This is a genomic window from Synechocystis sp. PCC 7509, from assembly GCF_000332075.2.
Taxonomy (GTDB): domain Bacteria; phylum Cyanobacteriota; class Cyanobacteriia; order Cyanobacteriales; family Chroococcidiopsidaceae; genus Aliterella.
On sequence record NZ_ALVU02000001.1, the window covers coordinates 115,217 to 138,125 of the forward strand.

Sequence of the window (22,909 nt, forward strand, 5' to 3'; positions counted from 1 at the left end):
GTATTTTTTACTTCATCTTTCCTTAGTTCAATTCCAGAAATGAAGCTAGGAGTAGATCGACCCATTACCGGAAAAATGGGTTTAAAGCCCCGTCCTTGTAGGACGGCTTTATATTTTATTGGAGTTATATTCTCCAGTAAATATGTTAGAATAAAGCTATGCTCACACTCACTTATCGCTATCGCATCTACCCCCAAACCGTCCAACAACAATTGTTGGACGAATGGATGGATATTTGCCGCAACGCCTACAACTACGGGCTGCGACAAATCAAAGATTGGTGCAATAGCAGAAAGTGTTTGATTGATAGGTGTTCTATCCATCACGAGTACATCTTGGGGGCGGAGCTCCCTTTCCCCAACGAGGCAGTCCAACATAGTGCGCTGCCAGGAGCTAAAAAAGAGTTCCCGCGCCTTGCACTTGTACCCAGTCAAGTGTTGCAGCAAGCGATTAAGCAACTGCATAGGAGTTGGGAGGGATTTCAAAAACTGGGACATGGGTTCTCGCGTTTTAAAAAGTTTGGGCAATTCAAATCCTTGTTGTTTCCCCAGTTCAAGCAGTCGCCAGCCAGTGGAAACAATTTGTTGCTGCCCAAATTGGGACTGGTCAAAATCAACCTGCATCGTCCTATCCCTGATGGTTTCCTTGTTAAGCAAGTTCGCATCCTCAAAAAAGCCGATAGATGGTACGCCTGTATTGCTCTCCAGTGCGATGTCAGTGTTCCCGAACCTATGCCACATGGTCATCCGATTGGTGTAGATATTGGCCTCCTGAAATTCCTGGCAACCAGCGACGGCATTTTGGTAAAACCGCCTAAGTTTTTTAAAAGTCTGCAAAGCAAGCTGAAATTGCTGCAACGTAGACTGAGCAGAAAAACCAAACGGTGCGGCATTTTTGGGGAGAATAATTCTTCCCAAAAGATGCCTTCGAAAAACTACGAGAAAGCCAGAATAAACGTTGCTCTTGTCCACCACCAAATTGATAACACGCGCAAAGACTTTCACTTTAAGTGCGCCCACGCCCTTTGTGATGCCTCTGATATGGTCTTTATGGAAGACTTGGACTATACGGTCATGGCTAAAGGAATGTTTGGCAAGCATATGTTGGATGGAGGGTTTGGGGCATTCCGAACTATCGTCAAATATGTGTGCTGGAAGCGAGATAAGTTTTTTGGCGTGGTCAACAGTCGGGGGACTTCGCAAGAATGTCCTGAGTGTGGGGCGACGGTTAAAAAAGACTTGAAGCAACGAGTGCATAGTTGTCCTGAATGTGGTTTCACTGGCGATAGGGATGTAGCTAGTGGACTTGTAATTAGAAATAGAGGTATATCCTCACTTAGTACGGGTGGACAGCCCGGAATCGAAAGTGTCTGTGCAGCCGATCTACCGGGGGCTGAAGAAATCCAGTCTAGGCAAGTGGCGAAACCTCGCAAGAGAAAAACCAGAAAGTCTAAATTGTGAAGTTTAGAAGCCCCACGCCTTTAGGCTGGGGAGATGTCACTATCTCGACTTAAGCGAAGTCTCTAGACAACTTGGTACAATGCAACAACCAACAGCATTGACAGAAATACTTTTATGACCAATACCTTGTTAAGTGATGCTACAGATTTATCCGCCGATGACTATCTTGTGGTTGGGTTAGCAACTTGCTTTGTTAAAGAAGATGGGGAAGTACACGAAGTTGAAGTAATTGAGCCAATACCATCGGCAGCTTTGGAAGCAATTGTTAAAGGTATTCCGACTTCTTATAAACTTGCTTTGGCAACTACCATTGGCGACGTTGTGACTCAATTGCCCCAAAAACCCCAAGGATTTCCCGATTCGGCGCAATTTAGCGATGAATTTGTGATTAGAGCGATCGCCGCCGCCCGGACTTACAAGCGCCGTGATATCGCCCAAACCCATATTCCCCCAGGTACAACCCGCAATGACTTCAAATACTCTATTGAGCGCAAACGAGTATTAAATATGAGCCGTACTGTCACCACTGACGATAATGTAAAGCAACACTCTCATACTCATAAAGTGCTGTAGTTATGTTGAAACTTTACGGTGGCGCACGTAGCCGTGCATCAATTGTCAAGTGGTATTTAGAAGAATTAGCAATTGACTACAAGTTTGTCCTGCTAGATATGCAAGCAAGAGAACATCTCAAACCAGAGTTTTTAGCTATTAACCCAATGGGAAAAGTCCCGGCGATCGCTGATGGGGATTTTTGTTTATGGGAATCGGGGGCAATTTTGCTTTATTTAGCCCAAAAGTACGAAAAAATTGCTTTGTCTATAGAGCAATTGGCGCAAATTAATCAGTGGATTTTGTTTGCTAACTCTACTTTGGCGATCGGAGTTTTTGTCGAAGCCAACCGAGAGCGAGAAATGCCTAGGCTATTAACCGCCTTAGATGGAATTTTGGCACACCAACCGTATTTGCTAAAAGAAGAATTTACTGTTGCTGATGTAGCTGTAGGTTCGATCTTGGCTTACATTCCGCTCATGTTGAAGCTAGATTTGAGTGCTTACCAAGAAGTAACAAGCTATATGCAGCGCTTGGGGGAGCGTCCAGCATTTCAAAAAGCGATGTCTATGTAAAAAAATAGGACAGACTTTTAACCTGTCCTACACAATACTTATCACAAAAAAAATTATCTAAAACCAATTGCCGCTTGCCAAACAAACGCCAGCAACAAGAAAAATACGGGAATAATTGGTAAAACGTCTACTAAAGGATTAAAAATCGCGTAGGCTTCCGGGAGTTTTGCGAGCAACAGTACCGCTTCCATCTGTATATATCTCTACTTATGCAGCTTTAAGAATTGAGATGAATTTTAACACAAAAGGGATAGCTAATTAAGCTATTCGCTCAATGAGCTATCTTCAAATTGGGGATTGAGGAAGTGCTGAAAATCGGTAGTAAAGCGATCGCCTAAAATACTGTCACGAATCTTTTGCGTAAAACTAATTAGTTCCGTAACATTGTGGATGCTGAGGAGAGTATAGGCGAGGATTTCTTGACTGCGTACTAAGTGACACAAATAAGCGCGGCTAAAGTTTTGGCAAGTGTAACAAGGGCAAGTAGAGTCTAGAGGCGTAAAATCTTCTTTAAACTGAGCATTTTTTAAGTTCCAGCGATCACCCTGTACTAATGCTGCACCATGTCTTGCCAACCGAGTTGGGATAACGCAATCAAATAAATCTATCCCCGATGCGATCGCCTGCGCCATTTCCCGATAAGTTCCTACACCCATCAAATACCGGGGTTTATCTTCTGGCAATAGGGGAGTAGTAGCGGCAACAATTTTCGCAATTAATTCTGGGGGTTCTCCTACACTTACGCCGCCAATAGCATAACCTGGCAAATCATAGGTTGCTAGAGTCTGCGCCGCCGCCGCCCGTAGGTCTAGATGTACGCCTCCTTGGACAATGCCAAACAAAGCTTGATCGGTGCGATCGTGAGCGACAATACAGCGCTCTAGCCAGCGATTTGTGCGATTAGTAGCGGCGGTAATTTCTTCTTTTGTCGCTGGATAGGGGGGACATTCATCAAAAGCCATAATTACATCCGCACCCAAAATATTTTGGACTTGAATAGAAAATTCGGGAGTAAAGTTAATAATTTCTCCGCCATGAGGAGAGCGAAATATCACCCCTTCCTCAGAAATTTTCCGCATTTGGCTTAAGCTAAAAACTTGAAACCCGCCCGAATCTGTCAAAATTGGTTTTTGCCAATTCATAAACGAGTGCAACCCACCCGCCTTACCAACAATCGATTCACCTGGTTGCAAATGTAAGTGGTAGGTGTTTGATAGTACCATCTGCGCCCCGGTTGCCTCTAACTGCATGGGAGTTAGGGTTTTGACATTTGCCAATGTCCCTACAGGCATAAATCGAGGGGTTTCTACTATGCCGTGAGGTGTAAAAAAAACACCTACTCGCGCTTTAGTGTGGCGGCATTTTGCCAAGACTTGATAAGAAAATTGTGGCATTAAGGTCAAGAAAATTGCTGCATTCTTACCTCAGTGTAAGAGTAGATAACCGTTTAACCTAGTTACAACTAAAGTTTTAGCTAGTCGCCGCCAGTCCCACGTACCTATACTTTGATGCAGCGCCGGGTAGTTTACAAAGGACAGCTACCATCATCATCAATTTCTGCATCCCATTTAGCTGAGATTACTTGATCCATCATTGCTTCCAAACTTCCAACGTTTAAATTGCGTGTCAATCGTTCTTGCAACGGTGTAGAAAGCGGAATTAGCCGCAAGCAAGCGTTATCTTGCATCAAATCAAAATAGGTTTCTTGCTCTAGAGACTGTTTTAGTTCTAGATAATCAAAACTATGCAAATTCAAATACAGTGCGTGATTAGCAATCAGCGTCGCCTGTTGAGGATTAGTAAATATCTCCATCACATCGCCTTCACCTTGGCTTGTGAGCTTGCCATCTTGAATATAGAGATAGTGGACGCGCCCGATGTCGGCAAGTAGCCGCCCAATATCTATTTTGTTGGTAATAATGCCAGTATTAATAATGCACGGAGCGGGTAGCTGGGAGTCGGAGCGATAGTTACTCATAATTAAAACAACTTGTCGGCGAAACTTGTCTATGGTGGAAAAAATCGAAAGGGAACTTGAGTAAGTAGGTTTGCAGTCGTGAGTTTGCCAAACCTGAAGGACAAAAACTTCTACAAGCTTGTTTTAAGGCTAAGAGTTAGGTAGCAAAACTAATCAAGGTAATTACAAAAAGTTACAGTCAAACAGCAGCCTACGACACAATATTATCTCAAGTTTTTTGACTTTGCTCCTACTTGCTGTAGAGCTAAACAATTTAACCTGGGAGGACGTACACCTGACTATTTACCCTTTGCATCCACTAGATAGTGGCGATCGCCGATTTTAAAGGTAAAGCAACGCTTCAATAACCGGAGATGTTGTAAAAGTGTTGGTATGTATTCATTGGTATCCAGAGTAGCCATAATTACACAAGTATTGCATTGTCCTTGCTGTCAGGAAGTAGATTTTGTAAAAAATGGCAAGACTCCTCAACAGAAGCAACGCTACCAATGTCGGGAAGAACTTTGTAGTGGTCGAATATTTATTGGGCGATTATGCTTATCAAGGTCAGTTCAGAAAAGTAAAATAACAAATTGTAGACATGGTACTTAACGGCAGTGGAATTCGAGATACAGCACGAGAGATTTTGGGAGGAATAATTCCCCCCGAAAATCTCTCACTACTATTACATAGTATTACTAGCACTGTTATCAAAAAACTAAAAAAAACAAGCCCAATTGCAACCAGTTAATTTATCAGTTTTAAAGCAATCTGTTTGCGAATCAATTGTGGTTGATATTTGTGTAGCTAAATTAGACTTGATGCCGTTAGGGATGGAATCGGAGCTAATTGACATCCTCACCGCTCTAAAGAGACGGTGATTCCCAAACCTCACGATTTGAGTTTCTGTTTCATAGCAACTGCCTCCACTCCCAAAGGAATATTGGTCTTATGTTCGCTCCACAGACTATTCCCGCAAGCCCTGCGGTTCTTATGTATCGAAATCCAAAAAGGAATTCTTATGTACTGTTTGACTCAAGGGATGTTTACCATTGCCCTATCCTCTTTTCCCGGTCTACCGATTTTTCTGCGCCGCCAGTTGTACTGGACTTCGCTCGTTAGGCTGTCTGATCCATGCGTCGCGGGTGGGTCATTGACCATGTATATTATAGCACATTCTTTAAATATAAAGCCGTCCTGGAAGGACGGGGTTTCTACCCAATTTTCTGAGGACGGGGTTTCTACCCAATTTTCTGATGAAATGTGGATTGTTGGAAAAATTCTAATCAGAGGTGGTTGTGGCACGCTATTGATAAGAGCGGAAAAGTTTTAACCTATGTTTTTGGGACACGTTCTGATAAAGTTTTTGTCCAATGGAAAGCTTTATTAGAACCCTTTGGAATTACCCGTTTTTACACCGATGCTTGGGGAGCTTATTCGCGGCATTTAGAGCAACACTTGCATAAAATTGGCAAACAAAACACTCAAAAGATAGAAAACAGACCTTTGACACTGCGGACTCGGATTAAACGTCAAGCTCGGAAAACAATTTGTTTTTCTAAGACGGTTGATATACACGATTTGGTAATTGAACTGTTTATTAATAGATACGAGTTTGGACTATCCATTTAATTTTGCATCAACATCTATACAGCATCTCCCAGAAATTTACCTATAAAAATATTTCTGACGATAATGCAAATATAGTTATTCCCCAGAACCCGCACCAAAAATTAGCAGAAATTTCTCAGAGATTACAAGTGTTACAAAGAGAGCAGAATGAGCTTTTGCAGGAAACCGCAAAAATCTTGGCTTTAACTAAAGATTAATAAGTTAGGATTTGCTATTTTGGCTTAAGTATAGCGCTCCGTTTTGAGTTATGAAATATACAATCTGCCCCTAGCTCCCAAGTTTGGATGTTAAGATTCCTGTTCCCTCAGACTTGGGTACTAGGGGCAAAACCATTCTGGTTTATACAACTGATTTATGATTGCTATGTAGACAAATAAAAACATTAAAATCTGTAATTTGTCAAGCCATAAAAAAATAACCGAAATCTAAAATAAACCAATTTTTTATCAAAGTATAGTAGGCTAAGTCATTTAGCCTATCTAGGCAAAGCTTTAAGTAAAGAAAATCACTTTTATAGACTTTCACCAATTACCCATTCAAGACTTTTTTCAAGCTTTTCTGCCCAAATATTTGAATAATAACCAATTAGAGGTAAAATTATCAAAGTTACTTACTTTAATTAGCTTGCTATCAAAAAACTTTCTTATTAGTTACAAAACAGCAACCTAATCTAGTAATTACGAGCCAATTCACTGCAAGCGCCGTCAGCGCCGCTTGGGGAATGCCTCGTCGTAGGATTAAAAACATAATTGCTGTTTTGCCAGCTAGTTTCGGCTAGTCTATCTACGACTTTCCTCAAATTAATTATGAGTTTTGAAGATTTTTCTAATAGCTCCACTGATGACATCCAGCCTTTAATTTTAGCGGTAGATGACAATGAAGACAATTTACAATTAATTAGCCAACTATTAGTTATTATGAGCTGCTGTTTTATTACTGCTAAAGATGGTAAAGAAGCTCTATCTATGGCAGAAAATTACCAACCAAAATTAATTTTATTAGATATGATGTTGCCGGATTTGAGCGGTATAGAAGTTACTAATTATCTTAAACAAAATCCCCAGACAAAAGCAATTCCAATTGTCGCAGTTACAGCGATGGCAAGAGTAGAAGATAAAGAACGGTTTGTTAAAGCTGGTTGTGATGATTGTGTTACTAAGCCTTATGCAATTGATGAATTAGAAGCTATTATTCGCCGATATGTATCTTAGGTGAAATTCTTAGCTTAGAGGATTTAGATGTTAGGTATTAGGTGCTATAGTCTAGCTTAGTAAATAAAACTATAAGACCAAAAACTTAAGATCCAAAGTCCTGTTTTTAACCTCTACTATGGATTACGAAATTGTGGTGATTCTGCCAAAATGGCAATGGTAGCACTACGCCCAGTGTCTAGTTTTGCGTTACTTAGTAAGTCAATTACACTGATGCCAACTACTTCTTCAATTAATGCTTTTAATTGAGGCTGGAGTGCTTCGTCTAACTCAGAACGGACTTGTTCTGCTAGCTCTTGTTGACCATTATTAACTAAAACTTGCTCTGGTTGAGTGATGGAATCTTCCAGAATAATTGCAATTTTTCCGTCAAAAATTTGGCATATTACTCGACTTGGTGTATGTTCTAACTGAGAGCGATACAAAGATTGAATTCGCTGGGATAGCGTTCTTTCTATTTGTCCGCGTGTAGAAGAAGATGGATTCATAGCTATGGGAGTTCAGCAAAAAATATCTATCGTTAGATAGATGATAAAATTAAAACGTATCATTTTGTTAAAAATTATAAAAATACATCCAAAGATAGATTTTTATAAACAACTCAAATAATTTAACTAGGGATAGATCAGAATTTTTAAAGTATCGCTTTGAGGAGAAGTTGCTCTAGTAACCGCCGCCGGAAGTTCTTGCAAAGAAAAGCGATCGCTAATTAAGGCATTGACATCAATTCGTTGATTAAAAACAATATCTACAGCCAAACTTTGCAAGCGATAAGAAGAACTATAACTACCCATCAAATCAATCTCTCGACGGTAAAGAATATTAGGATTAATCGGAATCTCTAATTGATCAGGGAACTCTGCAAAAAATAAAATTTTGCCGCCACGACGAGTACATTCAAGCGCCTGAAAAAAAGCTTTATCGCTAGGAACAGCAAGCAAAGTGGTATCTACTCCCATCCCATTAGTTAAGGCTAATATATTTGCTGTTAAATTAGGATCGCGAGCGTCAAAAGCAGCTTCAGCACCGACACTTAAGGCTTTTTCCAAGCGAGAAGGGATTAAATCGGTAGAAATCGCTTTACCGCCAAAATACTTAATTAACATCACAAACATCAAGCCAATCGGGCCAGCACCAGTTACAAGTACCGATTCACCGGGAGCAATTTGGGCTTTTTTTACCGCCTTGAGACAGCAGTTAGTGGGTTCTACAAAACTTGCTTGTTCAAAAGTAACGCGATCGGGAATCAAAATTAAACCACCATTGCGGACAATATGACCAGGGACTTTGACATATTCAGCAAAACCGCCGCCACTAGCGTTAAAACCCGCCGTTGTGGAGATATTTTTGTAAACCTCGCACATCGAAAAATTGTCATGTAGACAGTATTGACAACGCATACAAGGAATATGGTGCATAACCACAACTCTTTGTCCTACTTGCCAATCAGTAACCTTTTCTCCTACCTTGGCAATAATTCCCGCCATTTCATGCCCAAAAATGCGCGGTGGTTCGTATAGTGGATAAAGAATCTTTTTGATATCTGACTGACACAGTCCTACTACTTGGACTTGAACTAAAACCTCATCATCGGCGAGGGTGGGTACAGGTAGTTCCTCATAACTTAGCTGATTAACGCCTCTAAATACTTGTGCTTTCATAATTTTTCCTTTTATCTTGCCAACTTTAGACTTTAGCAAAAGTTACGCGTCCAAGTGCAAGCACCTTAACTATTGCACCTCAAGAAAGATAATTAATAAGTCGCTAGGCATTAAGATTGTAAATATAAATAATCTATACAATGCTAGGCAAGTTACTTAAAGAACGCTACCAAGTTATAGATACCCTAAACGCCGGAGGGTTTTGTCAAACTTACTTAGCAAAAGATGTGTCTATTGCTGGTAGTCCAAGCTGCGTAATTAAACAACTCAAGTCTACACCTAACTTTGCGAATTATCTGCCAACTTTGGGCGAATTGCTAGATCGAGAAGCAGAAGCATTAAAAAAACTCGGCTTTTACGATCGCGTTCCTCAATTATTAGCTCATTTTGAAGAAGATGATGAGTTTTACTTAGTTCAAGAATTGATTGTAGGGCATCCACTTACAGAAGAATTAAGCCCCAAAGAACATTGGAGTGAAACCCAAGTCACTGAACTATTACAAGAAGTATTAAGCATTTTAGAGTATGTTCATAGCCAGGGATTAATTCATCGAGACATTAAACCCAGTAACCTAATTAGAAGACAGGAAGATGGGAAGTTAGTTTTAATTGACTTTGGCGCAGTTAAGCAAGCTTGGACGCAAGTAATTACTACTGGTGGCAAAACCGCTACTAATTACGCTTTTGGTGTGGCTGCAACTATTGCCATTGGTACGCCAGGCTATACTCCCCCAGAACAAGAACGAGGTATACCGCGCCCCAATAGTGATATTTATGCGTTAGGAACGATCGCAATTCAGGCATTAACAGGGCTAGACCCTACTCAAATCCCCGAAGACCCGGAAACTGGGGAACTGTTGTGGCAACATCACGCCCAAGTTAGCGATCGCCTAGCAACTATCATCAACAAAATGGTACGCTACCACTTTAAAGAGCGCTACGCCTCAGCAACAGAAGTATTGCAAGCTTTGCAGGTACAACTTCCTCCCAGCCCACCTATACAAATCTCAGCACCTGCTAAAACCAATAAAAAAAATATTCCCATTCTGCCATTTGTAGGCGTTGGCTTAACGATAAGTTTAATTGTCGGCAGCTACTATTATTATTTATTCAAATCGCCGCCAAAGCCAGCAGCTTCAACCAAACAATACAACTACTTATTTAAACAGCCCAGTAATATCAGCAATATTACTTTAGCCAAAACTCTCAAAAATCATTCTCAGCCTGTTTGGGCGACTTCTATTAGTGATAACGGTCAAGTTTTGGCAAGTGGCAGCCAAGATCGTACTATCAAGGTGTGGAATGTGCGTACAGGACAGTTACAGCGCACTTTGTTGGGACATAAAGACACCGTTAGATCCCTAGCAATGAGTGCCGAGGGACGGACTTTAGCTAGTGGTAGTGGAGATACAACAATCAAGTTATGGGACTTATCCCAAGGTAAGCTAATTGGTACATTTTCCGGTCATTCTAGCCCTGTTTGGTCGGTAGACTTCGCGCCGGATGGCAAAACGCTAATTAGTGCTAGTGAAGACGGTAGTATCAATATTTGGAATTTACGCACGGGTGCGACTAAAACTATTGAGTCTGCACACAATAGTAGAATTTTCTCGATTGCGGTTAGTCCGGACAACCAAACTTTTGCTACTGGAAGCAAAGATAAAACTATCAAGCTTTGGCAGCTACCAACGGGCAAACTCCTGCGCACTATCAACGAACACAAAGATGCGGTAAGGGCGATCGCTTATAGCCCTGATGGGACTCAACTTGCTAGTGGTAGTTGGGATACAACAATTCACATTTGGCATCCGCAAACCGGAAAACGATTGCAGACATTACAAGGACATAGCGATCGCATTGTTTCTCTCGTTTTTAGCAATGACGGACAGCAGTTAGCAAGTTCTGGGATTGAACCGACAATTAAATTATGGGATACCAAAAGTGGCAAATTACTACGTAAATTAACTGGACATTCCGACTGGGTTTTATCTCTAGCGACAGTCCCCGGTAGCAATCGTTTAATTAGTAGTAGCAAAGATAAAACAATTAAAATTTGGCATTAAAACCCCGTTGTCAAGCAATAGCCGCCTTGAATGAGGCAAACTAGATAAGGACAGTGTTAACACAACGCTTGTTACCGATTTACTTATAATTTTCTGGTTTGACTGCTCATGATTTGGCCCTTTAAGCCTCGTTTTCAAAAACAAATTGCCCGGATTGAAATTACAGGGGCGATCGCCTCCAACACGCGAAAGCAAGTATTAGAAGCCCTCAAAACTGTTGAAGAAAGACGCTTTCCAGCTTTATTACTCCGCATTGATAGCCCCGGTGGAACGGTGGGAGATTCTCAAGAAATTTATAGCGCTTTAAAAAAACTCCGCGAAAAAGTCAAAATTGTTGCTAGTTTCGGCAATATTTCTGCTTCTGGGGGCGTTTATATTGGTGTAGGTGCAGATTACATTATGGCAAACCCTGGCACAATTACCGGAAGTATTGGAGTAATTCTGCGCGGCAATAATATAGAGAGGCTACTAGAAAAAATCGGAGTTTCCTTTAAAGTAATTAAATCTGGCCCTTATAAAGATATTTTGGCTTTTGACCGCGAATTAACCGAGCCAGAACAGCATATCTTACAAGAATTAATCGATACAAGTTACCTTCAATTTGTGGAAACTGTAGCCGAAGGACGTAACTTAAGCGTTGAAAAAGTTAAAACTTTTGCCGATGGGCGAATTTTTACCGGACAACAAGCTGTAGAGTTAGGCGTTGTTGATAGATTGGGTACAGAGGAAGACGCTAGACGCTGGGCGGCAGAATTAGTAGGGCTTGACCCAGAAAAAACGAAATGCTACACCTTGGAAGAACGCAAACCCTTTTTAAGCCGCTTACTAAATAATCAATCGGGTAAGTCAACCCTAATCAGCAACTTGGGACAGTTACCGAGTTTAGCCATAGGCAATGATTGGCTAGAGTTTGAACTAGCTACCAGTGGGCTACCACTATGGATGTACCGACCGTAACTAATACTACTACCTGTGTAAGTAAAAATAATTGGTCTTCATTTACCCAAAAAAGGTTAATATTACAACAAAAAATCTAAAAGTTATCTAGGAGGACTTGGTTGTGGAGTGGCGACTTTGGGCAATTCGTGGGGCAACAACTGCGATGGAAAACACAGTTGAGGCAATTACAGAAGCTGTAGCGGAACTATTGGATGAGACAGAAACGCGAAATCAATTAGATCCGACAGAGATTGTCAGTGTGACTTTTTCTGTCACCCGCGATTTGGATGCAATTTTCCCCGCCGCGATCGCCCGTCACCGTCCTTACTGGGATAATGTACCTATGTTAGATGTCCAGCAGATGCACGTTGCAGGTAGTTTGCAACGCTGCATCCGCTTTCTGATTTTGGTGAATATTCCCACCAGTCACAATAAGGTTTGCCATACTTACCTGCGCGAAGCTCAAAACTTACGTCCTGATTGGAGTTTGCCGCAACCGCAACTATTTTCCCCTATCGGGTAATTAATTATTGCGGTAACACTTCTTTTTGCTCTAAAACTAAGGCTTTTTTGTGGGGATGAATACCAATAAAAAGATCGTAAATAAAGCTCCAAAAATCTCTTTTTTGCAACAACCCAGAAGTTTGATAGCAACCTTTAGCATCTAAAAGCGGCTTAGTGGCATAGTAAGCATTTTGGTAGTTGTACCAAGGAATAGAGGGCCATAGGTGATGAATTAAATGGTAGTTCTGCCCCATGATTAAGATATTGAGAACTTTACCGGGATAAACTCTAGCATTTTTCCAGCGATCGCGCTCTTGATGGGGACGATGAGGCAAATAATCAAAAAAGAACCCCAAAGCCAAGCCCACTATGGCTGTAGGAATAAACCAAAAATTGAGAATATAGCCTAAAAAGTGGTACTGAATCGAAACATAGAAAATTGCGGCTACTAAAGCGCGGCTAAAGAACCATTCCCACAATTCTTGTTTTTGCCAAAGTTGACGTTTAAAGAAAAATATTTCGTGATACAAAAACCGCACGGGAATTAACCACAAAGGCCCGGCGGTAGAAACAAAGTGATCGGGATCGTTTTCTGGGTCGTTAACGTTAGCATGATGCTGCAAATGTACCCGCGTAAATACCGGGAAAGCAAAAGCCAGTAGCAAGGCGCTACCATGCCCTAAAATGGCGTTGATCGACGGGTTGCGGTGGGCTGATTTATGACACGCATCATGAATTACCGTGCCGCAAATATGTAGAGAAATTGTATTAGTTACAAAACAACACCAGTGGGGCCATTCCCAAAGCCAGTAACCAAAATTGGATAGTGCGATCGCGCTAATTGCTGCTATAAACATCAGTAAAGTAGGATTGCGATCGCCTGGAGGGCTGAGAAACTCCCTAGGTACTGTTGTCAGTGGCTTTTTTGCCTCCGACATTAGCATCTTTGACTCCTTGATAAATTAATTTGCACGTACTAAATAGTAGACCTAATTAGATCATAAAGTTTTGTTTCGCACAAGTCATCCTTCTTAGCTCTATAGAGGTAGCCTAATAGCGATATAATTGCGGAGCAAAATGGCACAAAAAACATTACAGTAAGGCTGCAAGCAAGCTTTGACGGCAGTAAAGAAAAACCGAAGTTAAATAAAATTTGTTTTAGCCCTTTTATCTGCCCTTGTCCCTTTTTACAAAATTAGGCTCCATGCAACCAAGAGATTCTCAACGTCGGACAAAAATTGTCGCTACAATCGGGCCTGCCACCAGTAGCCCAGAAGTGCTAAAGGCAATCATAGAGGCAGGTGCAACTACTCTCAGGCTTAACTTTTCTCACGGTACTCATGCCGATCATCAACGCAGCGTGCGTTTAATTCGGCAAATTGCCTTTGAATTAAATCAACCTGTAGGGATTCTGCAAGACTTGCAAGGGCCAAAAATTCGTTTAGGTAAGTTTGAAAAGGGTTCTATAGAACTAAATAAAGGCGATTTATTTACTTTAACCAGTAATTATATAGTTGGTACTCAATCTATTAGCTGTGTAACTTACGATCTTTTGGCTGACGAAGTACCCTGTGGCGCGGCAATTTTGCTTGACGATGGGCGCGTAGAGATGCGCGTAGAAGAAATAGATCGTCCTAATAAAAACTTACACTGTCGGGTTGTAGTTGGTGGAACCTTATCGAACAATAAAGGGGTCAACTTTCCAGGCGTTTATTTATCAATCAAGGCGCTAACCGACAAAGACCGAGAAGATTTAATTTTTGGTTTAGATCAAGGAGTAGATTGGATTGCTTTATCTTTTGTTCGCAATCCCCAAGATGTACTAGAAATTAAAGAATTAATTTCTAACGCTGGGAAGCAAGTCCCGGTAATTGTCAAAATTGAAAAGCATGAAGCCATTGAACAAATGGAGGCAATTTTAGCTCTCAGCGATGGGGTAATGGTAGCAAGAGGCGACTTAGGAGTAGAATTACCCGCCGAAGATGTACCTATTCTGCAAAAGCGGCTCATTGCTACGGCAAATCGGTTAGGTATTCCGATTATTACTGCTACTCAAATGCTCGATAGTATGGTGAATAGCCCGCGCCCAACTCGTGCGGAAGTGTCGGACGTAGCAAATGCGATTTTGGACGGAACTGATGCCGTCATGCTCTCAAATGAAACGGCGGTAGGCAATTTTCCTGTGGAAGCTGTAGCCACAATGGCGCGGATTGCCGTAAGAATTGAGCAAGAACCCGCCTTAGCGGCTATTAATGCCAACCTTAAAGATACTCGTCAATCGATTCCCAATGCCATTAGTCAAGCGGTAGGGCAAATTGCCGAACAATTAGACGCGGCGGCAATTATGACTTTAACTAAAACAGGTTCTACGGCTCGTAATGTTTCTAAATTTCGTCCCCGTAATCCAATTTTGGCTATAACGCCTCACGTAGATGTAGCTAGACAATTACAGCTAGTTTGGGGAGTAAAACCATTGCTAGTATTAGATTTACCTTCGGCGGGGCAAACTTTTCAAGCGGCGATTAATGTTGCTCAAGAGAAACAATTGCTATCTGAGGGCGATTTGGTAGTGATGAGTGCGGGGGCGTTGCAAGGGGTGGCAGGTTCTACAGATTTAATTAAAGTAGAAATAGTAACTGCGGTACTCGGTCAAGGTATTGGACTTGGTTTAGGTCTGGTAAACGGTCGGGCTAGAGTAGCTCATACGGCTATGGATGTGGGTAACTTCAATCATGGGGAAATTTTAGTAGTTCCGCGCACCAGTGCAGATTTTATTGAGGCAATTCGCAAAGCTGCGGGAATTGTAACCGAAGATGAGAGTATGACAAGTCACGCTGCTATTATTGGTTTACGCCTTGGTGTTCCGGTAATTGTGGGCGTAAAACAAGCAACTCAAGTAATTCGAGATGGCACAATTTTAACTTTGGATATGCAAAGAGGTTTAATTTACTCTGGCACAGTAAAAAATAGTTAATGGAGCGCGTACTTAAAACCGGAAATGGTTGGCGGATTGGTTGGAATCCTCAATCCATAGAGTTTACAGGGTTAGTAGGTACAAATGATTGGGCTATTGAACTTACAGAAGCAGAATTGCAGGATTTTTGCCGCTTGTTAGTGCAACTAGCCGAAACTATGAGCCAGCTAAGTAGCGAACTCATGGATGAAGAAAAAATTACTTGTGAAGCTGAGAGTAGTTTAATTTGGCTGGAAGTGGCTGGTTATGCTCAATGCTACAGTTTACGCTTTATTCTGTTAACTGGGCGTTGCGCTGAAGGTTGTTGGAATGAATCCGCCGTTGGGGGGTTGTTGCAAGGAGCGCAGACTTTGCAAGTTTTTTAGTAGTAGGGGCGCAAAGCATTGCGCCCCTACGTCAATATTTATAAATCAAAGTAGGATTGCTGTAGCCAAATTTAGTAAGTTTGTTTTTGCTTCTAATTTGTGTTAGTATGGTTTTTCTGACACGGGGCGTAGCGCAGCTTGGTAGCGCGCCACTTTGGGGTAGTGGAGGTCTTGGGTTCAAATCCCAACGTTCCGATTTTAATTAAGACGTTGCATTGCAACGTCTCTACAAAAACAGAATTAATAAATCTAATTAGTTGGATACATCCGATCTAATTTCAAGAAAGTTTGCAAGAGTACGTTAGCTCCTTGGCTGCATTGTTCTGGGGATGTGTACTCATCTTCGGCGTGGCTGATTCCTTCCCGACTGGGGACAAAAATCATTCCCATATCAGCAAAACGCCCGATTTCTTGGGCATCGTGTCCTGCACGGCTGGGCAAATAAGTGTAACTTAGGTTTAGGTGTTGGCAAACTTGGGCGATCGCATCTTGAATTTTTACTTCAGCTAAAGTAGGTAAGACGTGCAAAGCTTGGGTTATAACTATTTCTGTTTTAGTCGTCTCAGCAATTTGATTTAACTGCTGTTTTAGTTCGCTCAGTAAATTATCTAAATGCTCTTGGGATAAGTCGCGCAGGTCGATTTTTAATTCAACTTTTGCCGGGACGATATTTACTGCATTAGGTAAAACATTCAAGTATCCTACTGTTGCAACTTGTTCTCCAGGGGTTTCCACTCCTAGCTTGTTTACAGCTAATACTACCTGCGCGGCGGCGACTAAGGCATCTTTTCTCATATTCATTGGTGTAGTCCCGGCGTGGTTTGGTCGCCCGGTAATTGTGACGGTATGGCGATACTGTCCGACAATTCCTTTAACCACTGCGATCGCATCCCCGGTACTTTCTAATATTCCCCCTTGTTCAACGTGCAACTCAACAAAGGCGGCAATTTCGCCCGGTTTGCGTTTAGCTGTGGCTATGTTTGACCAATCTCCGCCAGATCGCTTTAAACATTCTTCCATAGCTGTCCCATCATTGCGGCGATAATAATTGGGATCGTTTACGGTATTACCCGCCATTGCTTTACAGCCGATAACTGTACATTCTTCGTCAGTAAATACAATAACTTCAATGGGATGATCTAATAAAATCTTATTTTCATGCAGCACTCGTACTATTTCAATTCCTGCAAGCACTCCTAGCACTCCGTCGTAGTGTCCAGCGACGGGAACTGTATCAATATGCGATCCTGTTGCTAACGCTCCTGCGCCTTCTATGCGTCCGGGGTAAGTACCGATAATATTAGCCGCCGCATCAGTGCGGACAGCCATACCAGCATCGATCATCCAAGACTGGACAAGCTGACGCGCGAGGATATCTTCACGAGTAAAGGCTACTCTACTTACACCGCCATTTGCTAGTTTACCGATTTGGGCTAATTGGGCAATACTGCGATTTAGGCGATCGCTATTTACTAAAGGAATTGATGTAACAATCATGTTTTAGTGCAAAATTTGGGCTAAAAACTTCTTGGTTCTTTCTTCTTTGGGATGGTTAAAAAACTCTGTAGGCGTTGTATCTTCTACGAGCATTCCATCCGCTAAAAATATTACGCGGTCGGCTACTTCCCTTGCAAATCCTACCTCGTGAGTGACGCACACCATAGTCATTCCCGAATTGGCTAGACCTCGCATCACGTCTAATACTTCCCGTACCATTTCCGGGTCAAGAGCGGAGGTTGGTTCGTCAAATAACATTACTTTTGGTTTCATTGCTAAAGCACGGGCGATCGCAACTCTTTGTTGTTGACCTCCCGATAGCTGTCCGGGGTATTTAGCAGCTTGATGAGCTATTCCCACTCGTTCTAATAGTTGCATAGCTGCTTCTTCCGCTTTTACTTTAGTCATTCCGCGTAAATGAATCGGTGCTAAAGTTACATTTTTGAGTACCGTTAGATGGGGAAACAAGTTGAATTGCTGAAACACCATCCCGACTTCTCGGCGCACTGCTTCAATATTTTTGAGATCGTGAGATATTTTTACGCCATCAACTTCAATACTACCTTTTTGGTAAGGTTCTAAGCCGTTAAAGGTGCGGATAAAGGTCGATTTTCCTGAACCTGAAGGGCCCATTAATACAACTACTTCGCCTTTATTGACGGTTAAACTTACTCCTTTAAGAACGTGAAAGTTATTGCTGTACCACTTTTCTACATTTTTAGCGACGATAATTGCTGAAGATGCGATCGCGCTGTTACTTTGACTGGTTCTAGGCTGGGAATGTGTCATGTTTAGGTTTTTTTTGGGCAATTATTAAATTCTCTAACTTGCAGATATTTTCCCCCTTAAAAAGGGGGGTTAGGGGGGATCTCTTAAACGGGTAACAAAGTTAAAGGCTCTCCAAACCACTTTTGCGAGAGTTCGTTAAGCTTCCCCGATTCTTTTAAATCAAAAACGATCGCATTAACTTGTTCTAATAAGTCTGTATCCCCACGTCTTACGCCAATATGGCAGGGAGAATTTTTCATCACAAATTTGTTATCAATCCTTTTTTCGGGGTTATCGCGCATCAATTTAGCCGCGACTACGTTACCTGTAGCAATTAGTTCAACTTGTCCTGACACTAGCGCCGAAGCCGTTAAACTATTACTTGCAAAGCGTTTAATGGGGAAAGTTCCGGGCGGAATTTTTGATAACTCCAAGTCTTCTAAAGATCCTTGAGCAACTCCCACTGTGCGTCCTTTTAAGTCATCAAGCGATGAAACTTTAATACTTTGTTCGCCATAAACCCCAGAGAAAAACGGCGCATAAGGGGCTGAAAAATCAATGATTTTTGCTCGTTCTTTATTTTTCCCTAAGCTGGAAATTACCATATCTACTCGATTGGTTTGCAAAAAAGGTATCCGATAATTGCCAACTACCGGAACTAGCTCTAGTTTGACTTTTAACCCTTGAGCAATTTCTTGAGCAATATCAACGTCATAACCTTGAAGCTGCATAGTTGTATTTACCGAGCCAAAAGGGGGAAAATCGTCAGGTACAGCAACTTTTAGCTTTCCTGTAGCGATAATTTGGGCTAAAGTTGCGCCGGGATTGGGTACGCCAGGTAAACTAGATGCTGATGCGATCGCAGATGTTACCGCCAGTTTTTTAGTTGAAGAAGATTCGGGGGACGAACAAGCCGCAATGCTGACGGCGATTAAAAAACCTGTGATAAAAAGAGCTAAAGCTTTTAGTAGCTTGGTAGATAACCTTTTGTGCATTTTTTTATCGGGTTTTAAATTATTTGACTTTGTAGATGTAGGGTTGATGATTTGCGCCCCTACGGTTAAATTAGATTTTCTTTCATCTTCTAAGCTTTGTAGCTCATACTTCCTTCTAAGCGCTGGCTGAGGATTGAAAGGGGATAACACAAGCAAAAGTAAATTAAGCCAGCAATCGAAAATACTAAAAGACTTTGTAAGGTTACATTATTAATTTGCGCTGCTGCTCGTGATATTTCTGTAAACCCAATTACCGATGCTAGAGAAGTTCCCTTAATTACTTGCACTGCAAAACCCACTGTGGGCGCAATTGATAGCTTCAATGCTTGGGGTAAAATAATTAATCTCAGTTTTTTAAAATACCCAAAACCTAACGCTGAAGCGGCTTCCCATTGTCCCGTACCAATCGCCGCAATTGAACCGCGCCAAATATCTGCTAAAAAAGCACTGGTAAAAGCTGTTAAAGCTAAGGTTGCAGCTTGTAAGGGTGACAAATTTACCCCTAATACAATCGAAATGCCAAAAAAAGCCAAGAATAATTGCAATAATAACGGCGTTCCCTGGAAAAACTCGATATAAATCCAGCTAATGCTACTTAGCCATTTATTCGGGGAGATTCGCATTAACATTACACCAAAGCCAATTAGCCCACCGCAGATAAAAGCGATCGCGGATAATATTAATGTCCACTTGGTAGCTATAAGTAAGTTTGTAAAAATAATGGCGGTTGTAAATTCTTCCATTTTTGCTACCTTCTGTACTTGGCAAATTCAAAGTATTTTTTCTCTACTGCGTAAGCAATCCCTTTGATTAACCAGACGATCGCCAGGTAAACTAACGCTATTGTGAAGTAAATTTCAAAGCTGCGAAAAGTCCGCGCGTTTAAGTAATCGCCTGTAAAAGTCAAGTCTTCTGTAGCTATTTGAGATACGACACTTGTAAAAAGTACCGCTAAAATAATTTGTCCTACTAAAGCTGGATAAATGTTTGCTAAAGCTGGAGTTATGACAATATGGCGAAAAACTGATATCGGTTTAAATCCGAGCGCTAAACCTGCTTCTACTTGCCCTTTATGGATGCTTTCGACTCCTGCGCGGACAATTTCGGTTGAATACGCGCCAAAATTTACCGCTAAAGCTAGTGTTGCAGCTTGTTCTGCTGTTAACTTTAGTCCTAAATTGGGTAATCCAAAAAAGATAAAAAATAGTTGAATCAAAAACGGGGTGTTGCGGATTAATTCTACATAAGTCGCCGCTAATCCATTTAAAAAGCGGTTTCCAGACGTTCTACAGAGCGCTCCTATTATCCCAATTGCTAACCCAAAGGCGATCGCAATTAACGATAATCTTACCGTCACCACCGCCCCACTGAGAAATAAGCCCAAGTTATCCCAGACAACGGAAAAATCAAAAGTATAACCCATACTTCTATCTAAGGGATGATTTGTTTGCTTTTGAATACTGTATACATCATCCAAAAAAATAATACTGTATCTCTCTATACAGTAGAGTTACGGGCATTTTTCGCAATAGATTAAAGTTTCTTATATTTGGTAAATTTCTAGATTTTTCGTTACAATGGATACAGAAACAAAAACAAGCGTTCATCTCTTTTTAAAGAGACGGAAGTAAGTTAAGACTGAAGGAACGCGCCTCAAAAACGATGACGCTACAGGAGGCGGAATTAATGAATTACCAAGACCTAAAACTAATTACCAGCAGAGAATTAGAAGCAAACCAAATAAACCGCGAATCATGGTTAAGTAGAGTTTGGCAAAAGCTAACTACTTATTTAAGTCAAAGCTCTGGGTTGCGTGTATGGCAATCAGACAAAAAAGGTAGTAGTGTATGGAATCTATACAACCCAACTACAGGCGATAAACTTAGCTTTGATTCTGAAACAGATGTAAGAACATGGATTGAAGAATCTTACTATCGTCCAGCTTCCGCCGAAAGACAGTTTAGACCTTATGCTTGGTATCAGATAGAAAGATAAGCATTGGTTTAAATAATGTACGCATTTTGATGGTAGGGGCGCAATGCTTTGCGCCCTTACACATTTTTACAGATGTACCTTAAGTTAAGAATCGCCATAAACAAAAACCCGCAATTATCACGGGTTTTTGTCTAAAAACTAAAAGTTGTCCGTATCGTCCCAACATACTCCGTATCGTTGCTACTGTTATGTTCTGGATTGAAAATTGCTAATAATCCTGGCGTAACTTCAATGTTGTTAGTCAGACGATAACGATAAAAAGCTTCTAAATGATAGGACGTATCGCTATCAACTCGGCTTCTATTGCCAAAGCCAATTTCTCTTACATCCGAACTTGTGACTTTAGGGGATTGACCAAACAAAAGACCGCCTAAACTGCCTTCTTTACCCAAATCTGGAAAACCTAAACCCGCCGCATAGTACCAAATATCGGCTTTAGCGCCACGATTGCCCGTGACAATTGTACTGCTATCGGGGTCACCAATGGCGATCGCCTGACTATAACCACCCCAACCAAACAAAATCAACTTAGGACGTATACGGAGACTTGCTTGTACGCCGTAATGATTGCCTGTTGTGGAGATATTACCAAAGGGTGCGTTAGCAAAAACACTCCCGGTACTTTCCATAAAACTAATGTTACCTGTAGTAGGAGTATCGTAAGTGTGAGCATAGGTCAAACCCAAGCCAAAAGCCTCGCCTAGCTTAAAATTTAACTGACCAAAAGCTGCATAAGTTCCGTTAGCAATGCCAAAACCGTTATCGGGATTGTTTGCAGTGGGAGCTAAATAAGCCAAATTTGCCCCAATAGCGCCTTGAGGATTAATCGCAACTTCTACACCCGCGCCACCATTTTGATGTCGATAAATCGGGCTAAATCTACCGTAGCGGGAAATAGCACCGCGTCCACTACTTTCAAAAGGACTGTAGACAGGAAAACCTCTAGCGTCTAATTCCACATTAGTAGCATCAACTTGAACTACAATGCGATCGCCTACAGGGAAACGATAAAAAATTTGATCGACATCTAGACTATTATCATTACTGATATCAAAGCCCAAACGAGTCATATTGCTACCTGTAACACTTGTCCCAAAAGGGCTAAAGTTTCGAGCTTGCAAACGCACTCTTAAAAGGTCTTCACCGGAAAAACTGGTATTTAAAGCCAAACGAACGCGGCTAGTAAGAGTCAATGTATCTTCTATATTGCCATTAGAACCGGGAATGCGACTTGAAGAAACAGCCCGATTATCGCCAAATACACCATTAACAGCAAAAATAGCTTCTCCGCCTAGCTTAGTTGTAGTAGAAAATTGATTTGCTTCTAAAGTGGCGGTTTGTACTTCTAGGCTGTCTACTCTACCGCGAATAGTTGCTAATTCTGTAGCAAACTCTGTTTGGAGTTTTTGTAAAGTCGCTAAATCATTACGAGTAGCAATATCTGTTGTAGCAGTAGCAATTAATTCATTAACTCGGTCTAAACAAGCATTTAAACCCGCCGCAAATTCATAGCGAGTTAAAGCCCGATTTCCCCGAAAAGTCCCATCTGGATAACCTGCAATGCAACCATAACGTTCAACTAAAGACTGCAATGCTTGAAAAGCCCAATCGGTCGGTTGCACATCCGAAAGCTGAGAAACCGATGTAACTTGAGCCATTGGTTCTAGGTTTTGTGCTGTTGCAGTCAACGCAAAACCACTAATAGCAGAAGTTACAGCTACTATAGTTCGCAGAAAATACATCATCTCACACCTAAAAAAT

Annotated in this window: 26 protein-coding genes, 1 tRNA gene and 1 riboswitch; of the genes, 14 read left to right on the forward strand and 13 right to left on the reverse strand. The window is 41.5% G+C overall.

The genetic code is table 11. The features are described 5' to 3' along the window. Window positions 1-158 precede the first annotated feature (158 nt). The 3 genes from SYN7509_RS0200610 to SYN7509_RS0200620 all read left to right on the forward strand — a co-directional run bounded on the left by SYN7509_RS0200610 (window position 159) and on the right by SYN7509_RS0200620 (window position 2,587). Entirely contained in the window at window positions 159-1,460 is a 1,302-nt protein-coding gene (locus tag SYN7509_RS0200610) for an RNA-guided endonuclease InsQ/TnpB family protein (protein WP_028954018.1), read from the forward strand. A gap of 114 nt (window positions 1,461-1,574) precedes the next feature. Beyond that, window positions 1,575-2,033 (forward strand): hypothetical protein, encoded by a 459-nt coding sequence (locus SYN7509_RS0200615; RefSeq protein WP_009632413.1) that lies wholly within the window; start codon window positions 1,575-1,577, stop codon window positions 2,031-2,033. Between the two features lie 2 nt (window positions 2,034-2,035). Continuing rightward, the gene (locus SYN7509_RS0200620; protein ID WP_009632412.1) at window positions 2,036-2,587 is read left to right on the forward strand and encodes a glutathione S-transferase family protein; all 552 of its coding nucleotides are present in this window, start codon (window positions 2,036-2,038) and stop codon (window positions 2,585-2,587) included. Between the two features lie 53 nt (window positions 2,588-2,640). Here SYN7509_RS0200620 and SYN7509_RS28065 read toward each other — a convergent pair whose 3' ends face one another. From SYN7509_RS28065 to SYN7509_RS31165, 4 genes are all read right to left on the reverse strand, one after another. Then, window positions 2,641-2,778, reverse strand: a complete 138-nt coding sequence (locus SYN7509_RS28065; protein ID WP_009632411.1) for a photosystem II reaction center protein K — start codon at window positions 2,776-2,778, stop codon at window positions 2,641-2,643. Window positions 2,779-2,850: 72 nt separating this feature from the next. After that, the gene (gene tgt / locus SYN7509_RS0200630) at window positions 2,851-3,981 is read right to left on the reverse strand and encodes a tRNA guanosine(34) transglycosylase Tgt (RefSeq protein ID WP_009632410.1); all 1,131 of its coding nucleotides are present in this window, start codon (window positions 3,979-3,981) and stop codon (window positions 2,851-2,853) included. A 131-nt stretch (window positions 3,982-4,112) separates the two neighbouring features. Beyond that, window positions 4,113-4,565, reverse strand: a complete 453-nt coding sequence (locus SYN7509_RS0200635) for a hypothetical protein (protein ID WP_009632409.1) — start codon at window positions 4,563-4,565, stop codon at window positions 4,113-4,115. Between the two features lie 278 nt (window positions 4,566-4,843). Further along, window positions 4,844-4,966: a hypothetical protein gene (locus tag SYN7509_RS31165; protein ID WP_255327275.1), complete on the reverse strand. Its 123-nt coding sequence runs from the start codon at window positions 4,964-4,966 to the stop codon at window positions 4,844-4,846. On the opposite strand from SYN7509_RS31165, the gene SYN7509_RS31585 reads away from it, so the two are divergent. The 4 genes from SYN7509_RS31585 to SYN7509_RS0200650 all read left to right on the forward strand — a co-directional run bounded on the left by SYN7509_RS31585 (window position 4,938) and on the right by SYN7509_RS0200650 (window position 7,387). Beyond that, complete coding sequence (locus SYN7509_RS31585) at window positions 4,938-5,156, forward strand: IS1/IS1595 family N-terminal zinc-binding domain-containing protein (protein ID WP_071994132.1); 219 nt, start codon at window positions 4,938-4,940, stop codon at window positions 5,154-5,156. The genes SYN7509_RS31165 and SYN7509_RS31585 overlap by 29 nt on opposite strands. Before the next feature lie 651 nt (window positions 5,157-5,807). Next, on the forward strand, window positions 5,808-6,176 hold the full coding sequence (locus SYN7509_RS24790; RefSeq protein WP_084610609.1) for an IS1 family transposase: 369 nt from the start codon (window positions 5,808-5,810) through the stop codon (window positions 6,174-6,176). A gap of 2 nt (window positions 6,177-6,178) precedes the next feature. Continuing rightward, a complete protein-coding gene (locus SYN7509_RS24795; protein WP_038020722.1) occupies window positions 6,179-6,373 on the forward strand; it encodes a hypothetical protein in 195 nt (64 codons plus the stop codon). A gap of 609 nt (window positions 6,374-6,982) precedes the next feature. Next, a complete protein-coding gene (locus tag SYN7509_RS0200650; protein ID WP_009633665.1) occupies window positions 6,983-7,387 on the forward strand; it encodes a response regulator in 405 nt (134 codons plus the stop codon). A 116-nt stretch (window positions 7,388-7,503) separates the two neighbouring features. Here SYN7509_RS0200650 and SYN7509_RS0200655 read toward each other — a convergent pair whose 3' ends face one another. Beyond that, a complete protein-coding gene (locus tag SYN7509_RS0200655) occupies window positions 7,504-7,875 on the reverse strand; it encodes a Na-translocating system protein MpsC family protein (RefSeq protein WP_009633666.1) in 372 nt (123 codons plus the stop codon). A gap of 126 nt (window positions 7,876-8,001) precedes the next feature. After that, window positions 8,002-9,048: a zinc-dependent dehydrogenase gene (locus SYN7509_RS0200660; protein WP_009633667.1), complete on the reverse strand. Its 1,047-nt coding sequence runs from the start codon at window positions 9,046-9,048 to the stop codon at window positions 8,002-8,004. A 140-nt stretch (window positions 9,049-9,188) separates the two neighbouring features. Between SYN7509_RS0200660 and SYN7509_RS0200665 the strand changes: the two genes are divergently transcribed. From SYN7509_RS0200665 to aroH, 3 genes are all read left to right on the forward strand, one after another. Continuing rightward, on the forward strand, window positions 9,189-11,111 hold the full coding sequence (locus tag SYN7509_RS0200665; RefSeq protein WP_009633668.1) for a serine/threonine-protein kinase: 1,923 nt from the start codon (window positions 9,189-9,191) through the stop codon (window positions 11,109-11,111). A gap of 108 nt (window positions 11,112-11,219) precedes the next feature. After that, window positions 11,220-12,068 carry a signal peptide peptidase SppA gene (gene sppA, locus SYN7509_RS0200670; protein WP_009633669.1) on the forward strand — a complete coding sequence of 283 codons (849 nt, stop codon included), beginning with the start codon at window positions 11,220-11,222 and terminating at the stop codon, window positions 12,066-12,068. 103 nt (window positions 12,069-12,171) lie between these two features. Next, the gene (gene aroH, locus SYN7509_RS0200675; protein ID WP_009633670.1) at window positions 12,172-12,573 is read left to right on the forward strand and encodes a chorismate mutase; all 402 of its coding nucleotides are present in this window, start codon (window positions 12,172-12,174) and stop codon (window positions 12,571-12,573) included. 4 nt (window positions 12,574-12,577) lie between these two features. Here the strand turns inward: aroH and crtR are convergent, their stop codons facing one another. After that, window positions 12,578-13,498, reverse strand: a complete 921-nt coding sequence (gene crtR / locus SYN7509_RS0200680) for a beta-carotene hydroxylase (protein WP_009633671.1) — start codon at window positions 13,496-13,498, stop codon at window positions 12,578-12,580. Window positions 13,499-13,758: 260 nt separating this feature from the next. Between crtR and pyk the strand changes: the two genes are divergently transcribed. The 3 genes from pyk (at window position 13,759) to SYN7509_RS0200695 (ending at window position 16,089) form a co-directional block, all read left to right on the forward strand. Continuing rightward, window positions 13,759-15,528 (forward strand): pyruvate kinase, encoded by a 1,770-nt coding sequence (pyk, locus tag SYN7509_RS0200685; protein WP_009633672.1) that lies wholly within the window; start codon window positions 13,759-13,761, stop codon window positions 15,526-15,528. After that, window positions 15,528-15,893 (forward strand): DUF1818 family protein, encoded by a 366-nt coding sequence (locus tag SYN7509_RS0200690; protein WP_009633673.1) that lies wholly within the window; start codon window positions 15,528-15,530, stop codon window positions 15,891-15,893. Before pyk ends, SYN7509_RS0200690 begins: the two co-directional genes overlap by 1 nt. Before the next feature lie 122 nt (window positions 15,894-16,015). Continuing rightward, window positions 16,016-16,089: transfer RNA gene (locus tag SYN7509_RS0200695), tRNA-Pro, on the forward strand. Between the two features lie 53 nt (window positions 16,090-16,142). Here the strand turns inward: SYN7509_RS0200695 and SYN7509_RS0200700 are convergent. The 5 genes from SYN7509_RS0200700 to SYN7509_RS0200720 all read right to left on the reverse strand — a co-directional run bounded on the left by SYN7509_RS0200700 (window position 16,143) and on the right by SYN7509_RS0200720 (window position 20,630). Continuing rightward, window positions 16,143-17,390 carry a Zn-dependent hydrolase gene (locus SYN7509_RS0200700; protein ID WP_009633674.1) on the reverse strand — a complete coding sequence of 416 codons (1,248 nt, stop codon included), beginning with the start codon at window positions 17,388-17,390 and terminating at the stop codon, window positions 16,143-16,145. Between the two features lie 3 nt (window positions 17,391-17,393). After that, window positions 17,394-18,179, reverse strand: coding sequence for an amino acid ABC transporter ATP-binding protein (locus SYN7509_RS0200705; RefSeq protein WP_009633675.1), 786 nt, complete (start codon window positions 18,177-18,179; stop codon window positions 17,394-17,396). A gap of 83 nt (window positions 18,180-18,262) precedes the next feature. Beyond that, window positions 18,263-19,153, reverse strand: a complete 891-nt coding sequence (locus SYN7509_RS24800; RefSeq protein WP_071994133.1) for a transporter substrate-binding domain-containing protein — start codon at window positions 19,151-19,153, stop codon at window positions 18,263-18,265. A gap of 89 nt (window positions 19,154-19,242) precedes the next feature. Beyond that, entirely contained in the window at window positions 19,243-19,896 is a 654-nt protein-coding gene (locus tag SYN7509_RS0200715; protein WP_009633677.1) for an amino acid ABC transporter permease, read from the reverse strand. 5 nt (window positions 19,897-19,901) lie between these two features. Beyond that, entirely contained in the window at window positions 19,902-20,630 is a 729-nt protein-coding gene (locus SYN7509_RS0200720; protein WP_227501456.1) for an amino acid ABC transporter permease, read from the reverse strand. 121 nt (window positions 20,631-20,751) lie between these two features. Then, window positions 20,752-20,806, forward strand: a riboswitch (Glutamine riboswitch). Between the two features lie 33 nt (window positions 20,807-20,839). On the opposite strand from SYN7509_RS0200720, the gene SYN7509_RS0200725 reads away from it, so the two are divergent. Beyond that, window positions 20,840-21,148 (forward strand): hypothetical protein, encoded by a 309-nt coding sequence (locus SYN7509_RS0200725; protein WP_009633679.1) that lies wholly within the window; start codon window positions 20,840-20,842, stop codon window positions 21,146-21,148. Between the two features lie 131 nt (window positions 21,149-21,279). Here the strand turns inward: SYN7509_RS0200725 and SYN7509_RS0200730 are convergent, their stop codons facing one another. Continuing rightward, the gene (locus tag SYN7509_RS0200730) at window positions 21,280-22,890 is read right to left on the reverse strand and encodes an iron uptake porin (protein WP_009633680.1); all 1,611 of its coding nucleotides are present in this window, start codon (window positions 22,888-22,890) and stop codon (window positions 21,280-21,282) included. Window positions 22,891-22,909 lie beyond the last annotated feature (19 nt).